Origin of the sequence: Micromonospora haikouensis (assembly GCF_900091595.1) — a bacterium.
GTDB classification, from domain to species: domain Bacteria; phylum Actinomycetota; class Actinomycetes; order Mycobacteriales; family Micromonosporaceae; genus Micromonospora; species Micromonospora haikouensis.
On the sequence record NZ_FMCW01000006.1, the window covers coordinates 223935 to 237660 of the forward strand.

13 protein-coding genes are annotated in these 13726 nt (G+C 73.9%); 3 read left to right on the forward strand and 10 right to left on the reverse strand.

Annotation, left to right across the window (positions count from 1 at the left end):
* The first annotated feature begins 22 nt into the window (after window positions 1–22).
* Window positions 23–487 (forward strand): nitroreductase/quinone reductase family protein, encoded by a 465-nt coding sequence (locus tag GA0070558_RS08540; RefSeq protein ID WP_077936692.1) that lies wholly within the window; start codon window positions 23–25, stop codon window positions 485–487.
* A gap of 64 nt (window positions 488–551) precedes the next feature.
* Window positions 552–1262: a hypothetical protein gene (locus tag GA0070558_RS08545; RefSeq protein WP_091277430.1), complete on the forward strand. Its 711-nt coding sequence runs from the start codon at window positions 552–554 to the stop codon at window positions 1260–1262.
* Between the two features lie 13 nt (window positions 1263–1275).
* On the opposite strand, the gene GA0070558_RS08550 is transcribed toward GA0070558_RS08545, so the two are convergent.
* Together GA0070558_RS08550 and map are read right to left on the reverse strand one after the other, a co-directional pair.
* The gene (locus GA0070558_RS08550) at window positions 1276–1989 is read right to left on the reverse strand and encodes a VIT1/CCC1 transporter family protein (RefSeq protein WP_091277431.1); all 714 of its coding nucleotides are present in this window, start codon (window positions 1987–1989) and stop codon (window positions 1276–1278) included.
* Window positions 1986–2843 (reverse strand): type I methionyl aminopeptidase, encoded by an 858-nt coding sequence (map, locus tag GA0070558_RS08555; RefSeq protein WP_091277432.1) that lies wholly within the window; start codon window positions 2841–2843, stop codon window positions 1986–1988. The genes GA0070558_RS08550 and map overlap by 4 nt, the downstream gene beginning before the upstream one ends.
* A gap of 128 nt (window positions 2844–2971) precedes the next feature.
* On the opposite strand from map, the gene GA0070558_RS08560 reads away from it, so the two are divergent.
* A complete protein-coding gene (locus GA0070558_RS08560) occupies window positions 2972–3286 on the forward strand; it encodes an STAS domain-containing protein (RefSeq protein WP_091277543.1) in 315 nt (104 codons plus the stop codon).
* Between the two features lie 107 nt (window positions 3287–3393).
* Here the strand turns inward: GA0070558_RS08560 and GA0070558_RS08565 are convergent, their stop codons facing one another.
* From GA0070558_RS08565 to GA0070558_RS08600, 8 genes are all read right to left on the reverse strand, one after another.
* Window positions 3394–7122, reverse strand: a complete 3729-nt coding sequence (locus GA0070558_RS08565; RefSeq protein ID WP_091277434.1) for a SpoIIE family protein phosphatase — start codon at window positions 7120–7122, stop codon at window positions 3394–3396.
* Window positions 7123–7272: 150 nt separating this feature from the next.
* Entirely contained in the window at window positions 7273–7821 is a 549-nt protein-coding gene (locus tag GA0070558_RS08570; protein ID WP_091277450.1) for a pyridoxamine 5'-phosphate oxidase family protein, read from the reverse strand.
* 93 nt (window positions 7822–7914) lie between these two features.
* On the reverse strand, window positions 7915–8682 hold the full coding sequence (locus tag GA0070558_RS08575; protein WP_091277452.1) for a 3-oxoacyl-ACP reductase: 768 nt from the start codon (window positions 8680–8682) through the stop codon (window positions 7915–7917).
* 1 nt (window position 8683) lies between these two features.
* The gene (locus tag GA0070558_RS08580) at window positions 8684–10030 is read right to left on the reverse strand and encodes an aldehyde dehydrogenase family protein (RefSeq protein ID WP_439709579.1); all 1347 of its coding nucleotides are present in this window, start codon (window positions 10028–10030) and stop codon (window positions 8684–8686) included.
* A gap of 131 nt (window positions 10031–10161) precedes the next feature.
* Entirely contained in the window at window positions 10162–11526 is a 1365-nt protein-coding gene (locus GA0070558_RS08585; RefSeq protein ID WP_091277456.1) for a glutamine synthetase family protein, read from the reverse strand.
* A gap of 23 nt (window positions 11527–11549) precedes the next feature.
* On the reverse strand, window positions 11550–13142 hold the full coding sequence (locus GA0070558_RS08590) for an amino acid permease (RefSeq protein ID WP_091277458.1): 1593 nt from the start codon (window positions 13140–13142) through the stop codon (window positions 11550–11552).
* 67 nt (window positions 13143–13209) lie between these two features.
* Window positions 13210–13494: a hypothetical protein gene (locus GA0070558_RS08595; protein ID WP_091277460.1), complete on the reverse strand. Its 285-nt coding sequence runs from the start codon at window positions 13492–13494 to the stop codon at window positions 13210–13212.
* Window positions 13487–13678, reverse strand: coding sequence for a hypothetical protein (locus GA0070558_RS08600; RefSeq protein WP_091277462.1), 192 nt, complete (start codon window positions 13676–13678; stop codon window positions 13487–13489). The genes GA0070558_RS08595 and GA0070558_RS08600 overlap by 8 nt, the downstream gene beginning before the upstream one ends.
* Window positions 13679–13726 lie beyond the last annotated feature (48 nt).

Genomic DNA, 13726 nt, shown 5'->3' on the forward strand with positions numbered 1-13726 from the left:
GCCCAGGCGGCACACTGGCCGCGTGTCCGCTATCGGTACCCTGACCCGCCGCCTCGGCCATCACCGCTGGTTCGGCGCCACGATCCGGCTGCTCGTCCCCGTCGACCGGGCGGTCGGCCGGCTCACCAAAGGACGGGTGGTCGCGCTGGGCCTGGTCCCCTCGCTGGTCATCACCACCACCGGCCGTCGCTCGGGCCTGCCGCGCAGCAACCCCCTGCTGTACGTGCCGGACGGCGACGCCTTCGTGGTGGTCGGCTCCAACTGGGGGCAGCAGCACCAGCCCGCCTGGGCGCTGAACCTGCTCGCCGACCCGACAGCCGAGGTCGACGTGCGGGGGCGACGACTGGCGGTGCGGGCCGAGGTGGCCACCGGCGCGGAACGTGACCGGCTCTGGAGGCTGCTGACCACCGAGTGGCCGGCGTACGAGACGTACGTCGAGCGGGCCGGCGGGCGGGAGATCCGGGTCTTCCGCCTGGCGCCCCGCTGACCGGGCCGGCACCGGGCGCGGCGGACCGGGCGGTCCCGCCGCCGGTTGACTAGGGTGGGGCCGCGTGGAGCCTTACCAGGACGACCCCCGGTGGTCGGTGGCGGAGCGGGTCGCCGCGGCGGCCCGGCGGCGCTTCCCGGCCGACGTCCTGGCCGTGGCGGTGCACGGCCCGCTGGCCCACGGCGACGACGACGGTGGCGGGGACGTCGAGGTCGGGCTGCTGATCGCCACCTACCGGCCCGGCACGGGGCCGCGACCGGCGACCCGTCGGGTGGACGGCGTGCTGGTCGACCTGACCGTCACGGCCGCCGACGACCACCTGGAGCGGGCCCGGTCGATCACGGCGTTGTGGCCGCTGGTCGCCGACCGGTACGTCACCACCCGGGCGCTGCACGACCCGACCGGATGGTTGCCGGCCCTGCGCGACGAGCACCTGGCCACGCTCGCCCGGGCCCGGCCGGCGGAGTTCACCGGCGCCGCCCGGCAGGCGTGGTACAGGGGCTGCGCCGCGCACGCCCGGGCCGCCCGGCTCGCGCAGTGGTACGAGACGGACCAGGCGCTGCTGATGCTCGGCGAGGCCCGGCTCGCGGCGGCCACGGTCAACGGGCTGCTCGGCCGCACCTACTTCCGGGACCCGGGCGACGCGGTGCGCCGCACCGGCCTGGCCGGGGCGGACATGACCGAGGTCGGCGCGGTGCTGGCCCGGCAGGCCGAGGAGCTGGCCGCCCGGGGCCGCCCCGTGGACGGCACCGTCGACGACCTCCTCGCCGGCTGACCCGCGCGCCTGCCTACAGGCCGCCCTGGATGCCGATGAGGGTGCCGACCAGGTACGTCGCGGCGGCCGCCGCCGCGCCGAGGAGGAGCTGCCGCACGCCGCTGCTCCACCAGGCGCGGTTGGTGAACCGGGCCACGATCGCCCCGGCCGCGAACAGCCCGACCCCGCCGACGGCCAGCGCGAGCCACAGGCTGGTGGCGCCGAGCAGGTAGGTCAGCAGCGGGATCAGCGCGCCGACCGAGAAGAACAGGAACGACGAGATCGCCGCCGCCCACGGGCTGGGCTGGTCGTCCGGGTCGACGCCCAGCTCCTCCCGGACGTGCACCCGCAGCGCCTCCTCCGGGTTGGCCCGCACCGCCTCGGCGACCTGCGTGGCGAGGTCGCGGGACAGCCCCCGGGCCACCCACGCGTCGGCCAGCTCGCGGGCCTCCGCCTCCGGGTGCCGTTCCAGCTCGCGGCATTCCTTGGCGACCTCGGCGGCGACCTGCTCGTTGGCCGACCGGACGCTCGTGTACTCGCCGAGGCCCATCGAGATCGCGCCGGCGACGAGGCCGGCGACGCCGGTGAGCACGATGCTGTGCGGCGACACCCCGCCGCCGCCGACGCCCGCGATCAGGGCGATGTTGGTGACCAGGCCGTCCATCGCGCCGAACACGGCCGGCCGCAGCCAGCCGCCGGACACGTCCGCGTGGTGCGCCTCGCGCAGCGCCGCCGGGGTGTCGCTCACGGCAGGGTCAGGATCTCGTGGCCGTCCTCGGTGACGAGGATCGTGTGCTCGAACTGGGCGGTCCACTTCCGGTCCTTCGTGACGACCGTCCAGCCGTCGTCCCACATGTCGTACTGGTGGGTGCCGAGGGTGATCATCGGCTCGATGGTGAACGTCATGCCCGGTTCCATCACGTCGGTCGGTCGGGGGCTGTCGTAGTGCGGCACGTAGAGGCCGCTGTGGAAGGCCTCCCCGATGCCGTGGCCGGTGAAGTCGCGGACCACCCCGTAGCCGAACCGCTTGGCGTACGACTCGATGACCCGGCCGATCACGTTGATCTGCCGGCCCGGGGCGACCGCCTTGATCCCCCGCAGCATCGCCTCGTGGGTCCGCTCGACCAGCAGCCGGGCCTCCTCGTCGACCTCGCCGACGCAGAAGGTGGCGTCGGTGTCGCCGTGGACCCCGCCGATGTACGCGGTCACGTCGACGTTGACGATGTCGCCGTCGCACAGCACGGTGGAGTCGGGGATGCCGTGGCAGATCACCTCGTTGAGGCTGGTGCAGCAGGACTTCGGGAAGCCCTTGTAGCCCAGCGTCGACGGGTAGGCCCCGTGGTCGCAGAGGAACTCGTGCACCACCCGGTCGATCTCGTCGGTGGTCACCCCCGGCTTGCAGTGCTCGCCGGCGAGCTGCGTGGCCTGGGCGGCGAGCCGGCCGGCGACCCGCATCCGCTCGATGGTCTCCGGAGTCTGCACGTGCGAGCCGGTCCACTGCCGGGGCTGCTTCTTGCCCACGTACTCCGGTCGGACGATGTCGGGCGGCACCGGTCGCGTCGGGGTGAGCGTGCCGGGGGTCAGCGGCGCACGGACGGTCATGGCGCAAGCCTATCGCCGGCCGGGCGGCGGGCAGCGCGGCCGGGTGCCCCGCGGTGGCGGCGGCCCGGCCCGTGGCCTCGGCCGACCGGTTGTTGCCGAGCCACTTCCGCTGTGCCATCGTGTTCTGCGTGGATCAAGGGGGTGCCGCTCCCGTCTTCTCCGCCCGCACGGAGACCGACGGCGACCACGTCCGCGTGGTGGTCGTCGGCGAGGTGGACATGGCCACGGCCGACACGATGCTCCAGGCCGCGCTGCGCGAGCCGGCCGGTCGGGTGACCCTCGACCTGCGGGAGGTCACGTTCTTCGACTCGGCGGCGATCCATGCCGTGGTCCGGCTCGCCCAGCGCTTCCCGGGCGCGCTCACCGTGCTGCCGTCGCGGCAGGTCCGCCGGGTGCTGGAGATCTCCGGCCTGGCCGGTCAGGACTGGGTCGCCCCCGCCTGAGCCCCGGCCGGCGAGCCCCGGCCGGCGAGCCGCGCCCCCGCGAGCCGAGCCCCGGCCGGCGAGCCGCCTCCGGCCCGGCCAGCACGGCCGAGGCCCGCCGGGCGCGCTCAGTCCCGCAGCCGCCGGCGCAGCGTCACCTGCGTCCCCTCGGTGGTACGGCTGACCGTCAGGTCGCCGAGCGCCCTGATCAGCGCCAGTCCGCGCCCGCGGAAGCCCGCGCCGGTCGACTCCCGCCACTGCCCGCTGTCCCGGACCGTCGCCACCACCGTGCCGTCGGCGATGGTCACCTCCACGCCGATGGTCGGCTCGGCCGGGCAGACCGGGTGCTCGATGGCGTTCGCGGCGGCCTCGGAGACCGCGACGGTGAGGTCGAACAGGTCGTTCTCGCCGACCCGGTGGGCGGTGAGGAAGTCCTCCAGCCGGCGGCGCAGCACGCTCAGCCGGGTCGGGTCGGCGGGCAGCCGCAGCGCGAACCGGTTCGGTTCGGTCGCCTCCAGCGCGAGCACCGCCACGTCGTCGCGCAGCGGCCGCGCGGCGACCCGCTCCACGACCGCGTCGACCAGGTCGGCGACGTGCTCGCCGCCGGCCGCGTCGGCGCGCAGCTGCGCGAGGGCCGCGTCGAGGCCGAGCTGCCGGTCCTCGATCAGCCCGTCGGTGTAGAGCAGCAGCCGGGCCCCGGGGGCCAGCGCGTCGTCCACGGTCCGGTACGACGCGCCGGGGATCGCGCCGACCGGCGGCCCGAGCGCGCGGTCGTGCAGGAACGCCACGTCGTCTCCTCGGATCAGCAAAGGGGACGGGTGCCCGGCGCTGGCGTAGCGGAGCCGGCCGCTGCGGGGCGAGAACCAGAGGCAGACCACGGTCGCGAACGACGGCTGCTCCGCCGAGCCGACCAGCCGGTTGAGCCGGGTCAGCGACTCGCCCGGGTCGTAGCCCTCCAGCACGTACGCGCGCAGCGCGTTGCGGAGCTGGCCCATCGAGGCGGCGGCCCGCACGCCCTTGCCGACGACGTCGCCGATGACCAGGACCAGCTCGTCGTCGTCGAGCCGGATCACGTCGTACCAGTCGCCGCCGACCTCGACGTCGGCGCTGCCGGGCAGGTAGCGGCTGGCCACCACCGCACCGGGCAGCCGGGGCAGCGACCGGGGCAGCAGGCTGTGCTGGAGGGTGGTGGCGACGCGGTGCTCGGCCTCGTAGAGCTGGGCGTTCTCCAGCCGCACGCCGACCAGCCGGGCGAGCTGGGTCAGCGCGGCGTGGCCGGGGTCGGCGGCGTCCTCGGCGTGGCCCCAGACCCGCAGCTCGCCCAGCGTCTCCCCGGCGCTGCCGGTCAGCGGCAGCACGACGGACGGTTCGACGGCGGCCGTCCCGCCGCCGTCGGCCTCGTAGCGGGCCCCGGTGGAGGTGACCACCACCCGGGCGGCCTCGGCGAGGCCGAGCGCGTGCCGGGCGGCCACCTGGAGCACCTCGGCGGTGGTGCGGGCGGTGTTCACGGCGACGGCGGCGTCGGCCAGGGCCCGCAGCCGCCGGATGATCTGCCCCCGGAGCTGGCCCAGCTCGACGTTGGCCCGGACCCGGGCGATCAGCTCCTCGCCGGAGAACGGCTTGGTCAGGTAGTCGTCCGCGCCGACGGCGAGGCCGGCGACGGCCTCCGCCGAACCGGCCCGGGCCGACAGCAGCACGATGGGCACGTGCCGGGTACGCGGGTCGGCGCGCAGCGCGGTCACCAGGCCGAAGCCGTCGAGCCGGGGCATCATCACGTCGGTGAGCACCAGGTCGAAGGGTGCCTCCACGGCCCGGCGCAGCGCCTCGACGCCGTCCGGCACGGCCACCACCTCCCACGACGGGCGCAGCAGCCGGACGACGTGTTCGCGCAGGTCGGCGTTGTCGTCGGCGAGCAGGATGCGGCCCGCCGCGGCCCGGTCTCCGCCGGTCGCCCCGGCCACCTCCCCGGCTCCGGGCCGACCCGGCCTGCCGGTCCACAGCGCGGTCTCGGCCGCGAAGAGCCGGGCCTGCCCCAGCTCCGGCGACGCGGCCGGCGCGTCGGCCGCGACCCGGTCGGCGGGCAGGTGGGCGGCACCGAACGGCACGGTCACGGTGAACGTGCTGCCCCGGTCGGCGACGCTGCTGGCCTCGGCCCGGCCGCCGTGCATCTCCACCAGCTCCCGGACCAGCGCCAGCCCGATCCCGGTGCCCTCGTGGGTGCGGGAGCGGACGCCGGGCACCCGGTGGAACCGCTCGAAGACGTGCGGCAGCTCCTCGGGCGCGATGCCGACGCCTGTGTCGGCGACCTCCAGCTGGGCCGCGCCGTCCACCGCCCGGACGCGGACCCGCACCTCGCCGTCGAAGGTGAACTTCACCGCGTTGGCGACGAGGTTGAGCACGATCTTCTCCCACATGTCCCGGTCGACGTGGACCGGCGCGGGCAGCGGCGGGCAGTCGACGACCAGGCGCAGGCCGGCGCGTTCGGTGGCCGAGCGGAAGGTGCTGGCCAGCCGGGCGGTGTAGTCGGCGAGGTCGGTGGGCTCGTAGTGGGAGGCCAGCCGGCCGGACTCCAGCCGGGAGAAGTCGAGCACGGTGTTGACCAGCTTGAGCAGGCGCAGCGCGTTGCGGTGCATCATGGTGAGCCGGTCGAGGTGGGGATCGGGCAGCGTCGGGTCGGCGAGCAGCTCCTCCAGCGGGCCCAGCACGAGGGTCAGCGGGGTGCGGAACTCGTGGCTGACGTTGGCGAAGAAGTTCGTCTTGGCGCGGTCGAGCGCGGCCAGCTCGGCGGCCCGGTCCCGCTCCTGCTCGTACGCCCGCTGCCGGCCGACGGCGCGGGAGATCTGGGCGGCGATCAGGTCGAAGAAGGTGCGGTACTCGTCGGTGAACGGCAGCCGGGCGGAGACGCCCACGACGAGCGCCCCCACCGGCTCGTGGGTCGCGGTGACCGGCAGCACCAGCGCCTGCGCGGCCACGCCGGCGTCGAGGTGGGGCAGCAGGTCGGCCACGTCGATGGTGGTGGCGGACCCGCCGTCGGCGACCCGGCTCACCGTCGCGGTGGCCGCCTCGCCGAGCGGCAGCGGCGCGACCACCCCGGCGGCACCGTCGGCGCCGCGCCCGGCGGGGGCGGGCAGCCCGCTGCCGCTGCGCCCGGCGAGGGTGAGCTGCCCGGCGTCGTCGCGCAGGTAGATCAGGGCGAACGGCACGTCCGCCCGGTGCCGGTCGAGCACCCCGGCGGCGGCCCGGCCCAGGGCCGCGACGTTCTCGGCCTCGGCCAGGTCGGAGCCCAGCTCGGCCAGGGCGCGCAGCCGGCGTTCGCCGAGCACCCGCCCGGTGGTCTCGTTGACGAGGCACAGGACGCCGTCGATGCCGCCGTCGGCGGCGCGGATCGGGTCGTACGAGATGTCGAAGTAGACGTCCTCCAGGAAGCCGTGCCGGTGCAGCACGAAGGGGTGGTTCTCGCCCCGGTACGGTTCGCCGGTCTTGTGCACCGAGCCCAGCAGGGGCCCGAGCACGTCCCAGGTCTCCCGCCAGTGCTCGTGGGCGGGCTGGCCGATGGCGTGGGGATGCTTGTCGCCGATGGTCGGCAGGTAGGCGTCGTTGTAGAAGGCGCGGTGCTCGGGGCCCCAGAACATGACGATCTGCGCCCGGGAGGAGAGCATCGCGGCGACCGCGTGGCACAGCGCCGGCGGCCAGCCGGACGGGGCGCCGAGCGGGCTGGCCGCCCAGTCGAAGCGGAGCAGACGTTCGCCCATCTCGCCGCCGGCGGCGCACGCGGCCGTGAGCAGCGGCGGGAACGCCTCCTCGACGGTGCCGACGGACGGATGCTGGCCGTCCTCGCCCCCCTGGGCCGAGCTCATGCATCCTCCCGCGCCGGCCGTCACCCCCGGCGACCGCATGATCGCCGCCGCCGTGACCCGCCTTGTACCCAGACGGACCAGCAACGTAACGCATCCCCGCCGTGATGCGCTGGTTACCCGCGTCTCATCCGCGCGGGACGCCGCCGGGGGTCAGAAGACAGACAGGCCGTCGATGCTCGCGGCGTTCTTCGTGGCCCGGTAGGTCACCAGGTCCTCGGCGGTGCGGCGGGAGTGCGCGCGGATCAGCAGGTCCCGGTCGCCCTCGTAGCGCATCAGGGGGACGGCGTACCCGCAGGAGTCGCTGACCCGGTCGACGTCGACGGTGATCACCGCGCGGGCGGAGTGCAGGTCCGGCGGGTCGGGGAAGTCGGCGAGCCGCTCGGCGAAGCCGGCGTCCTCCACCGTCACCGCCGTGCCCCGGCCGTGCAGCCGGACGATGTTCGGCGGCCCGGCGAAGGCGCAGAACATCAGCGTGATGCGGCCGTTCTGCCGCAGGTGGGCGATCGTCTCCGCGCCGCTGCCGTGGAAGTCGATCCACGCCACCTGGTGCGGGCCGAGGATGACGAAGGTGCCGCGCATGCCCTTCGGCGAGACGTTGACGTGCCCGTCGGCCCCGGAGGGTGCGGTGGCGACGAAGAAGACGGGCTGCTCCTCGATGAACTCGCGCAGCCGCCCGTCGATGGCCTCGTGAACCTTCATGTCGCCATCCTGGCACCGCTTACCGAAAAAGTGGGACAGCCCTTCCGCATGGCGGGACGGCGGGGCCGGGGTGTGTGCCGGCCCCGCCGCGCCTCACAGCGGGGTGACGTACGCGCCGGTGATGCCGCCGTCGACCACGAACTGCGCGGCCGTCATGAACGACGAGTCGTCGCTGGCCAGGAACGCCACCGCGGCGGCGATCTCCTCCGGCTGGCCGAACCGGCCCATCGGCACGTGCACGAGGCGTCGGGCGGCCCGCTCCGGGTCGGCGGCGAACAACTCCATCAGCAGCGGGGTGGCGATCGGCCCGGGGCACAGCGCGTTGACCCGGATGCCCTCCCGGGCGAACTGCACGCCCAGCTCCCGGGTCATCGCCAGCACCCCGCCCTTGCTCGCCGTGTACGCGATCTGCGAGGTGGCCGCCCCCATCAGCGCCACGAACGACGCCGTGTTGATGATCGAGCCCTTGCCCTGCCGGCGCATGTGCGGGATCGCGTACTTGCAGCACAGGTAGACGCTCGTCGTGTTGACCCGCAGCACCCGCTCCCAGGCGTCCAGGCCCGTCTCCAGGATCGAGTCGTCGTCGGGCGGGGAGATGCCCGCGTTGTTGAACGCCACGTCCACCCGGCCGTGCCGCTGCGCCACGCCGTCGAAGAGGTCCCGCACGGCCGCCTCGTCGGCCACGTCGCAGGCGACGAACTCGCCGCCCACCTCCTGCGCGGCCCGCTCGCCTGCCGCCGCGTCGACGTCGACGCAGACCACCCGAGCCCCCTCGGCGGCGAACCGCCGGGCCGTGGCCAGCCCGATCCCGCTGCCCGCACCGGTCACCACCGCGACCCGGTCCTGAAGCCGTCCCTGCATCTCACTCCTCCGTGCTGATGAACACGTTCTTGACGTCGGTGAAGGCGTGCAGCGCGTCCGGGCCCAGCTCGCGGCCCAGCCCGGAACGCTTCATCCCGCCGAACGGGGTCCAGTACCGCACGGAGGAGTGCGAGTTGACGCTGAGGTTGCCCGCCTCGACCGCCCGCGCCATCCGCAGCGCCCGGCCCACGTCCCGGGTCCAGACCGAGCCGGACAGGCCGTACTCGGTGTCGTTGGCCAGCCGGACCGCGTCCGCCTCGTCGTCGAAGGGGAGCACCGACACGACCGGGCCGAAGATCTCCTCCCGCCAGTGCCGGTCGGCCGGGGAGTCGGCGAGCAGCACCGTCGGGGCGTGCCAGAAGCCGGGGCCGTCGGGGCGGGAGCCGGTGAACGCCACCCGCGCCCCGTCGACGTACCCGGCGACCCGGTCCCGCTGGGCGGCGGAGATCAGCGGGCCCATCTCGGCCGTCTCCCGCGCCGGGTCCTCCACGCGCAGCGCCCGCACGGCCGGCTCCAGCAGCTCCAGGAACCGGTCGTACGCCGGGCGCTGCACCAGGATCCGCGACCGCGCGCAGCAGTCCTGGCCGGCGTTGTCGAAGACGGCGTACGGCGCGGTGGCCGCCGCCCGCTCCAGGTCGGCGTCGGCGAAGACGACGTTCGCGCTCTTGCCGCCCAGCTCCAGGGTCACCCGCTTCACCTGGGCGGCGCAGCCGGCCATGATCCGGGTGCCGACCTCGGTGGACCCGGTGAAGCACACCTTGCGGACGGCCGGATGGGTGACGAACCGCTCGCCGACCACGTCGCCGCGGCCCGGCAGCACGGTGAACACGTCCTCGGGCAGGCCGGCGTCGCGGCCCAGCTCGGCCAGGCGCAGCGCGGTCAGCGGGGTCAGCTCGGCCGGCTTGAGCACCACCGTGTTGCCTGCGGCGAGCGCCGGGGCGAACCCCCAGGCGGCGATGGGCATCGGGAAGTTCCACGGCACGATCACCCCGACCACGCCCAGCGGCTCGTGGAAGGTGACGTCCAGCCCGCCGGGCACGGGGATCTGCCGCCCGGCCAGCCGCTCCGGCGCGCCCGCGTAGTAGTCGAGCACGTCGCGGACGTTGCCGGCCTCCCAGCGGGCGTTGCCGATGGTGTGCCCCGAGTTGCGCACCTCCAGCAGCGCCAGCTCCTCCAGGTGCGCGTCGACCAGGGCGGCGAACCGCCGCAGCAGGCGCGCCCGCTCCCCCGGCGCGACGTCGCGCCACCGCGGAAACGCGGCGGCGGCCCGCCCGACGGCGGCATCGACCTCCTCGGCCGTCGTGGCGACGACCTCCCCCAGCACCGTCCCGCTGGCGGGATCAACCACCCGCGTCACATCCCCCACCCTGCCCTCCCTCTCCAGCTCCCGCGATCTTGCAGTTTCGGCCCCCACAAATGCCGCCAAGCTCCCATGGCAGGGGCCCCAACTGCAAGATCGCGGGAGAGAAAAGGGGTGGGTCAGAGGCGCTCGAAGCCGCGTTGGAGTTCCCAGTCCGTCACGGCGGCGTCGAAGGCGCGCAGCTCGATGCGCGCCATGTTGGCGTAGTGGGCGTGGACCTCGTCGCCGAAGACCGCGCGGGCGATCGTCGAGGACTCCCACAGGCCCAACGCGTCGCGCAGGGTGCCGGGGACCCGCTCGGCGGCCGGATCGTCGTACGCGTTGCCGGTGCACTCCTCGCCCAGCTCCAGCTCCCGCTCGATGCCGTGCACCGCCCCCGCCACCAGGGCGGCGATCGCCAGGTACGGGTTGACGTCCGCCCCCGGCACCCGGTTCTCCACCCGCATGCCCTGGCCGTGGCCGACCAGCCGCAGCGCGCAGGTGCGGTTGTCGGTGCCCCAGCGCAGCGCCGTCGGGGCGAACGACCCCGGCTGGTAGCGCTTGTAGGAGTTGACGTTCGGGGCGAACAGCAGGCTGAACTCCCGCATCGTGTCCAGCAGCCCGGCCAGCACCCGCTGCCCGGTGACGCTCAGGTGCGCGGGCCCGTCGCCGAGCATCGCCGAGCGCCCGTCGGCGTCGCGCAGCGAGAAGTGGATGTGGCAGGAGTTGCCCTCCCGCGCGTTCGGCTTGGCCATGAAGGTGATCGACATGCCCTCCTGGGCGGCGATCTCCTTCGCCCCGTTCTTGTAGATCACGTGGTGGTCGGCACAGGCCACCGCCTCGTCGTAGCGGAAGGCGATCTCGTGCTGGCCGAGGTTGCACTCGCCCTTCGCGCTCTCCGGGGTCAGGCCCGCGCCGGCCATCTCGGTGCGGATGCGCCGCAGCAGCGGCTCCACCCGGGACGTGCCGAGCAGCGAATAGTCGACGTTGTACTGGTTTGCCGGGGTCAACTCGCGGTAGCCGCGCCGCCAGGCGTCCTCGTACGAGTCGCGGTAGAGGACAAACTCCAGCTCCGTGCCCGCGTACGCGGTCAGGCCGTGCGCGGCGAGCCGGTCGAGCTGGCGACGCAGGATCTGCCGGGGCGAGGCGGCCACCGGGCCCGACCCGTCCAGCCACGCCAGGTCGGCCAGGAGCATCGCCGTCCCCGGCTGCCACGGCACCCGGCGCAGCGTCTCCAGGTCGGGCACCATGGCGAAGTCGCCGTACCCGCGCTCCCAGCTCGACATCGCGTAGCCGTCGACGGTGTTCATGTCGACGTCGACGGCGAGCAGGTAGTTGCACCCCTCGCTGCCGTTCTCCACCACCTGGTCGAGGAAGAACGGCGCGTGGAACCGCTTGCCCTGCAACCGGCCCTGCATGTCGACCAGGGCCAGCACCACGGTGTCGAGCTTGCCGGCGGCGACCGCCGCCCGTAACTCTTCGAGGGACAGCGGTGCTCTGCTCATGCGCGGGCCTCCATCACCAAGGTCTACTGCCTGACCGGATCACCGTCAATGCCCGCGCCGGAGCCGTCGGCAAACCCCTCGACCGTACGGCGGGGGCCGGTGAACCACTTGCGGGCCGAGGCGTACCACCAGACGGCGACGACGAGCAGCACCCCGCCCACGGCGAGCGGCGCGTAGTTGACCGCCGACCAGCTGAAGTCGGCGTGGCCGGGCACCCCGGCGGGCACGATCGGCAGCACGAAGTAGACCGAGATGATGGCGATCTCGACCACCGCGACCCAGCCGAGCAGCTTGTAGCGGCGGCCGAGCGTCCACGGGCCGGGGGTGAACCGGTCGCCCATCCGCAGCCGCAGCACGATAGGAATGACGAAGGACAGGTAGAGCCCGATCACCGCGACCGACACCACCGCGTAGAAGGCGACCGGGATGCCCGACGGGCTCTCGTAGAGCGCCGGCAGGGTGAGCACCAGGCCGGCCGCCGTCGCGCCGACGATCGCGTTGACCGGGGTGCCGTTGCGGTCCACCCGCGACCAGAGCCGCCAGCCCGGCACCGCCCGGTCCCGGCTGAACGCGTACGCCATCCGCGACATCGACGTCACGCAGCTCATGCCACAGAAGAACTGCCCGATGGTGGAGACGATGATGACGGTCTTGAAGAAGAACGGGGTGAGCGCCGTTTCGAAGATCGCCCCGGAGAACCCGCCGGCCGCGTTGATCGCGTCCACGTCGGTGGCCGCGAACAGGAACGCGAGCAGCAGGATCCAGCCGCCCACCGCCGAATAGAAGATCGACCGCCACAGCCCCTGCGCGGCGGCCTTCGACGCGCCCCGGGTCTCCTCCGACACGTGCGCGCAGGCGTCGAAGCCGGTGATCGTGTACTGGGTGAGCAGGAAGCCCAGCGGCAGCACGTAGAACCAGAAGGTCCACCCGCCGGTGCCGCCGTCGCCGAAGCCGGAGTTGTTGAACCGCTCGGTGAAGACGAACTGGAAGCTCTGGTGCCGGTCCGGGACGAACGCCAGGATGGCGACGACCGCCGCCGCGCCGGCCACGTGCCACCACACCGAGACGTTCTGGAGTACGTCGATGATCCGGTGCCCGAAGATGTTGATCAGCCCGTGCAGCGCCAGAATGATCACGAACAGCACGAACGCCTGCCGCAGCGTCCCCGCCCAGCCGTCGAACAGCGCCGACAGGGTGAGATTGAGGAACGTGGCGCAGCCGTAGTCGACCGACGCGGTGACCGCCACCAGGCCGATCAGGTTGAGCCAGCCCGTGAACCAGCCGTGCACCGGCCGGCCCATCTTCGCCGCCCACCAGTAGATGCCGCCCGCCGTCGGGTACGCCGACACCAGCTCGGCCAGGCAGAATCCGATGACCAGGATGAACAGCGAGATCAGCGGCCAGCCCCAGGAGATGGCGACCGGCCCGCCGTTGTTCCACGCCTGGCCGAACGTGGTGAAGCAGCCGGCCAGGATCGAGATGATCGAGAACGAGATCGCGAAGTTGGAGAAGCCGCTCCACTTGCGGCGCAACTCCTGCTGGTAACCGAGTTCGGCGAGCCGGCGGGCGTCGTCGTCCATCGGCTGTTCGGCGGTCGGCGCGGGCGTCGTGGCCACTGCACACCTCCTGGCGAGGATTGCCGGAAACGCGTGCGCCCGAGTCTCGTCCCGCCGATCACGATGGTCAATACGCCACGGCCTGCCGCCCCTGGCGCGCCGCCGCCGGACGCGGGACGCCGGCCAACCGGCGCAGCCCCGCCGGCTGCACGAAGATCGAGCGGCGGGCCACGGCCTCGCCCCGCGCGTCCACCTCGTAGCCGTCCAGCCACAGCCACCCGTGGTAGGTGTGCCAGTCCTCGTGGACGCGGATCACCCGGAAGAGGATCGGCCGGACGAACTGCACGCTGGCGGCCCGCGTGACGTGCAGCAGGTCCCCACAGGTCGGCTTCCCCGACGCGGCCTCAGCCATCGCCGCCGCCCCGCCCGTCCCGCGCCGGCAGCACCATGTCGAGCCACCCGAGGCGCCGCGCCTCCAGCTCCGGGTCGAACGGCAGGCCGCGCCGCCTGCGCTCCTCGACCCCGAGCCGGTGCCAGTCCCCCAGGTACGCCACGAGCAGGTCCCCCATGCCGGCGAACTCGACGAGGCTCGCCACCTGCCGCTCGAAACACGGCCACGGCCTGCCGCAGGTGAAGCAGGGACC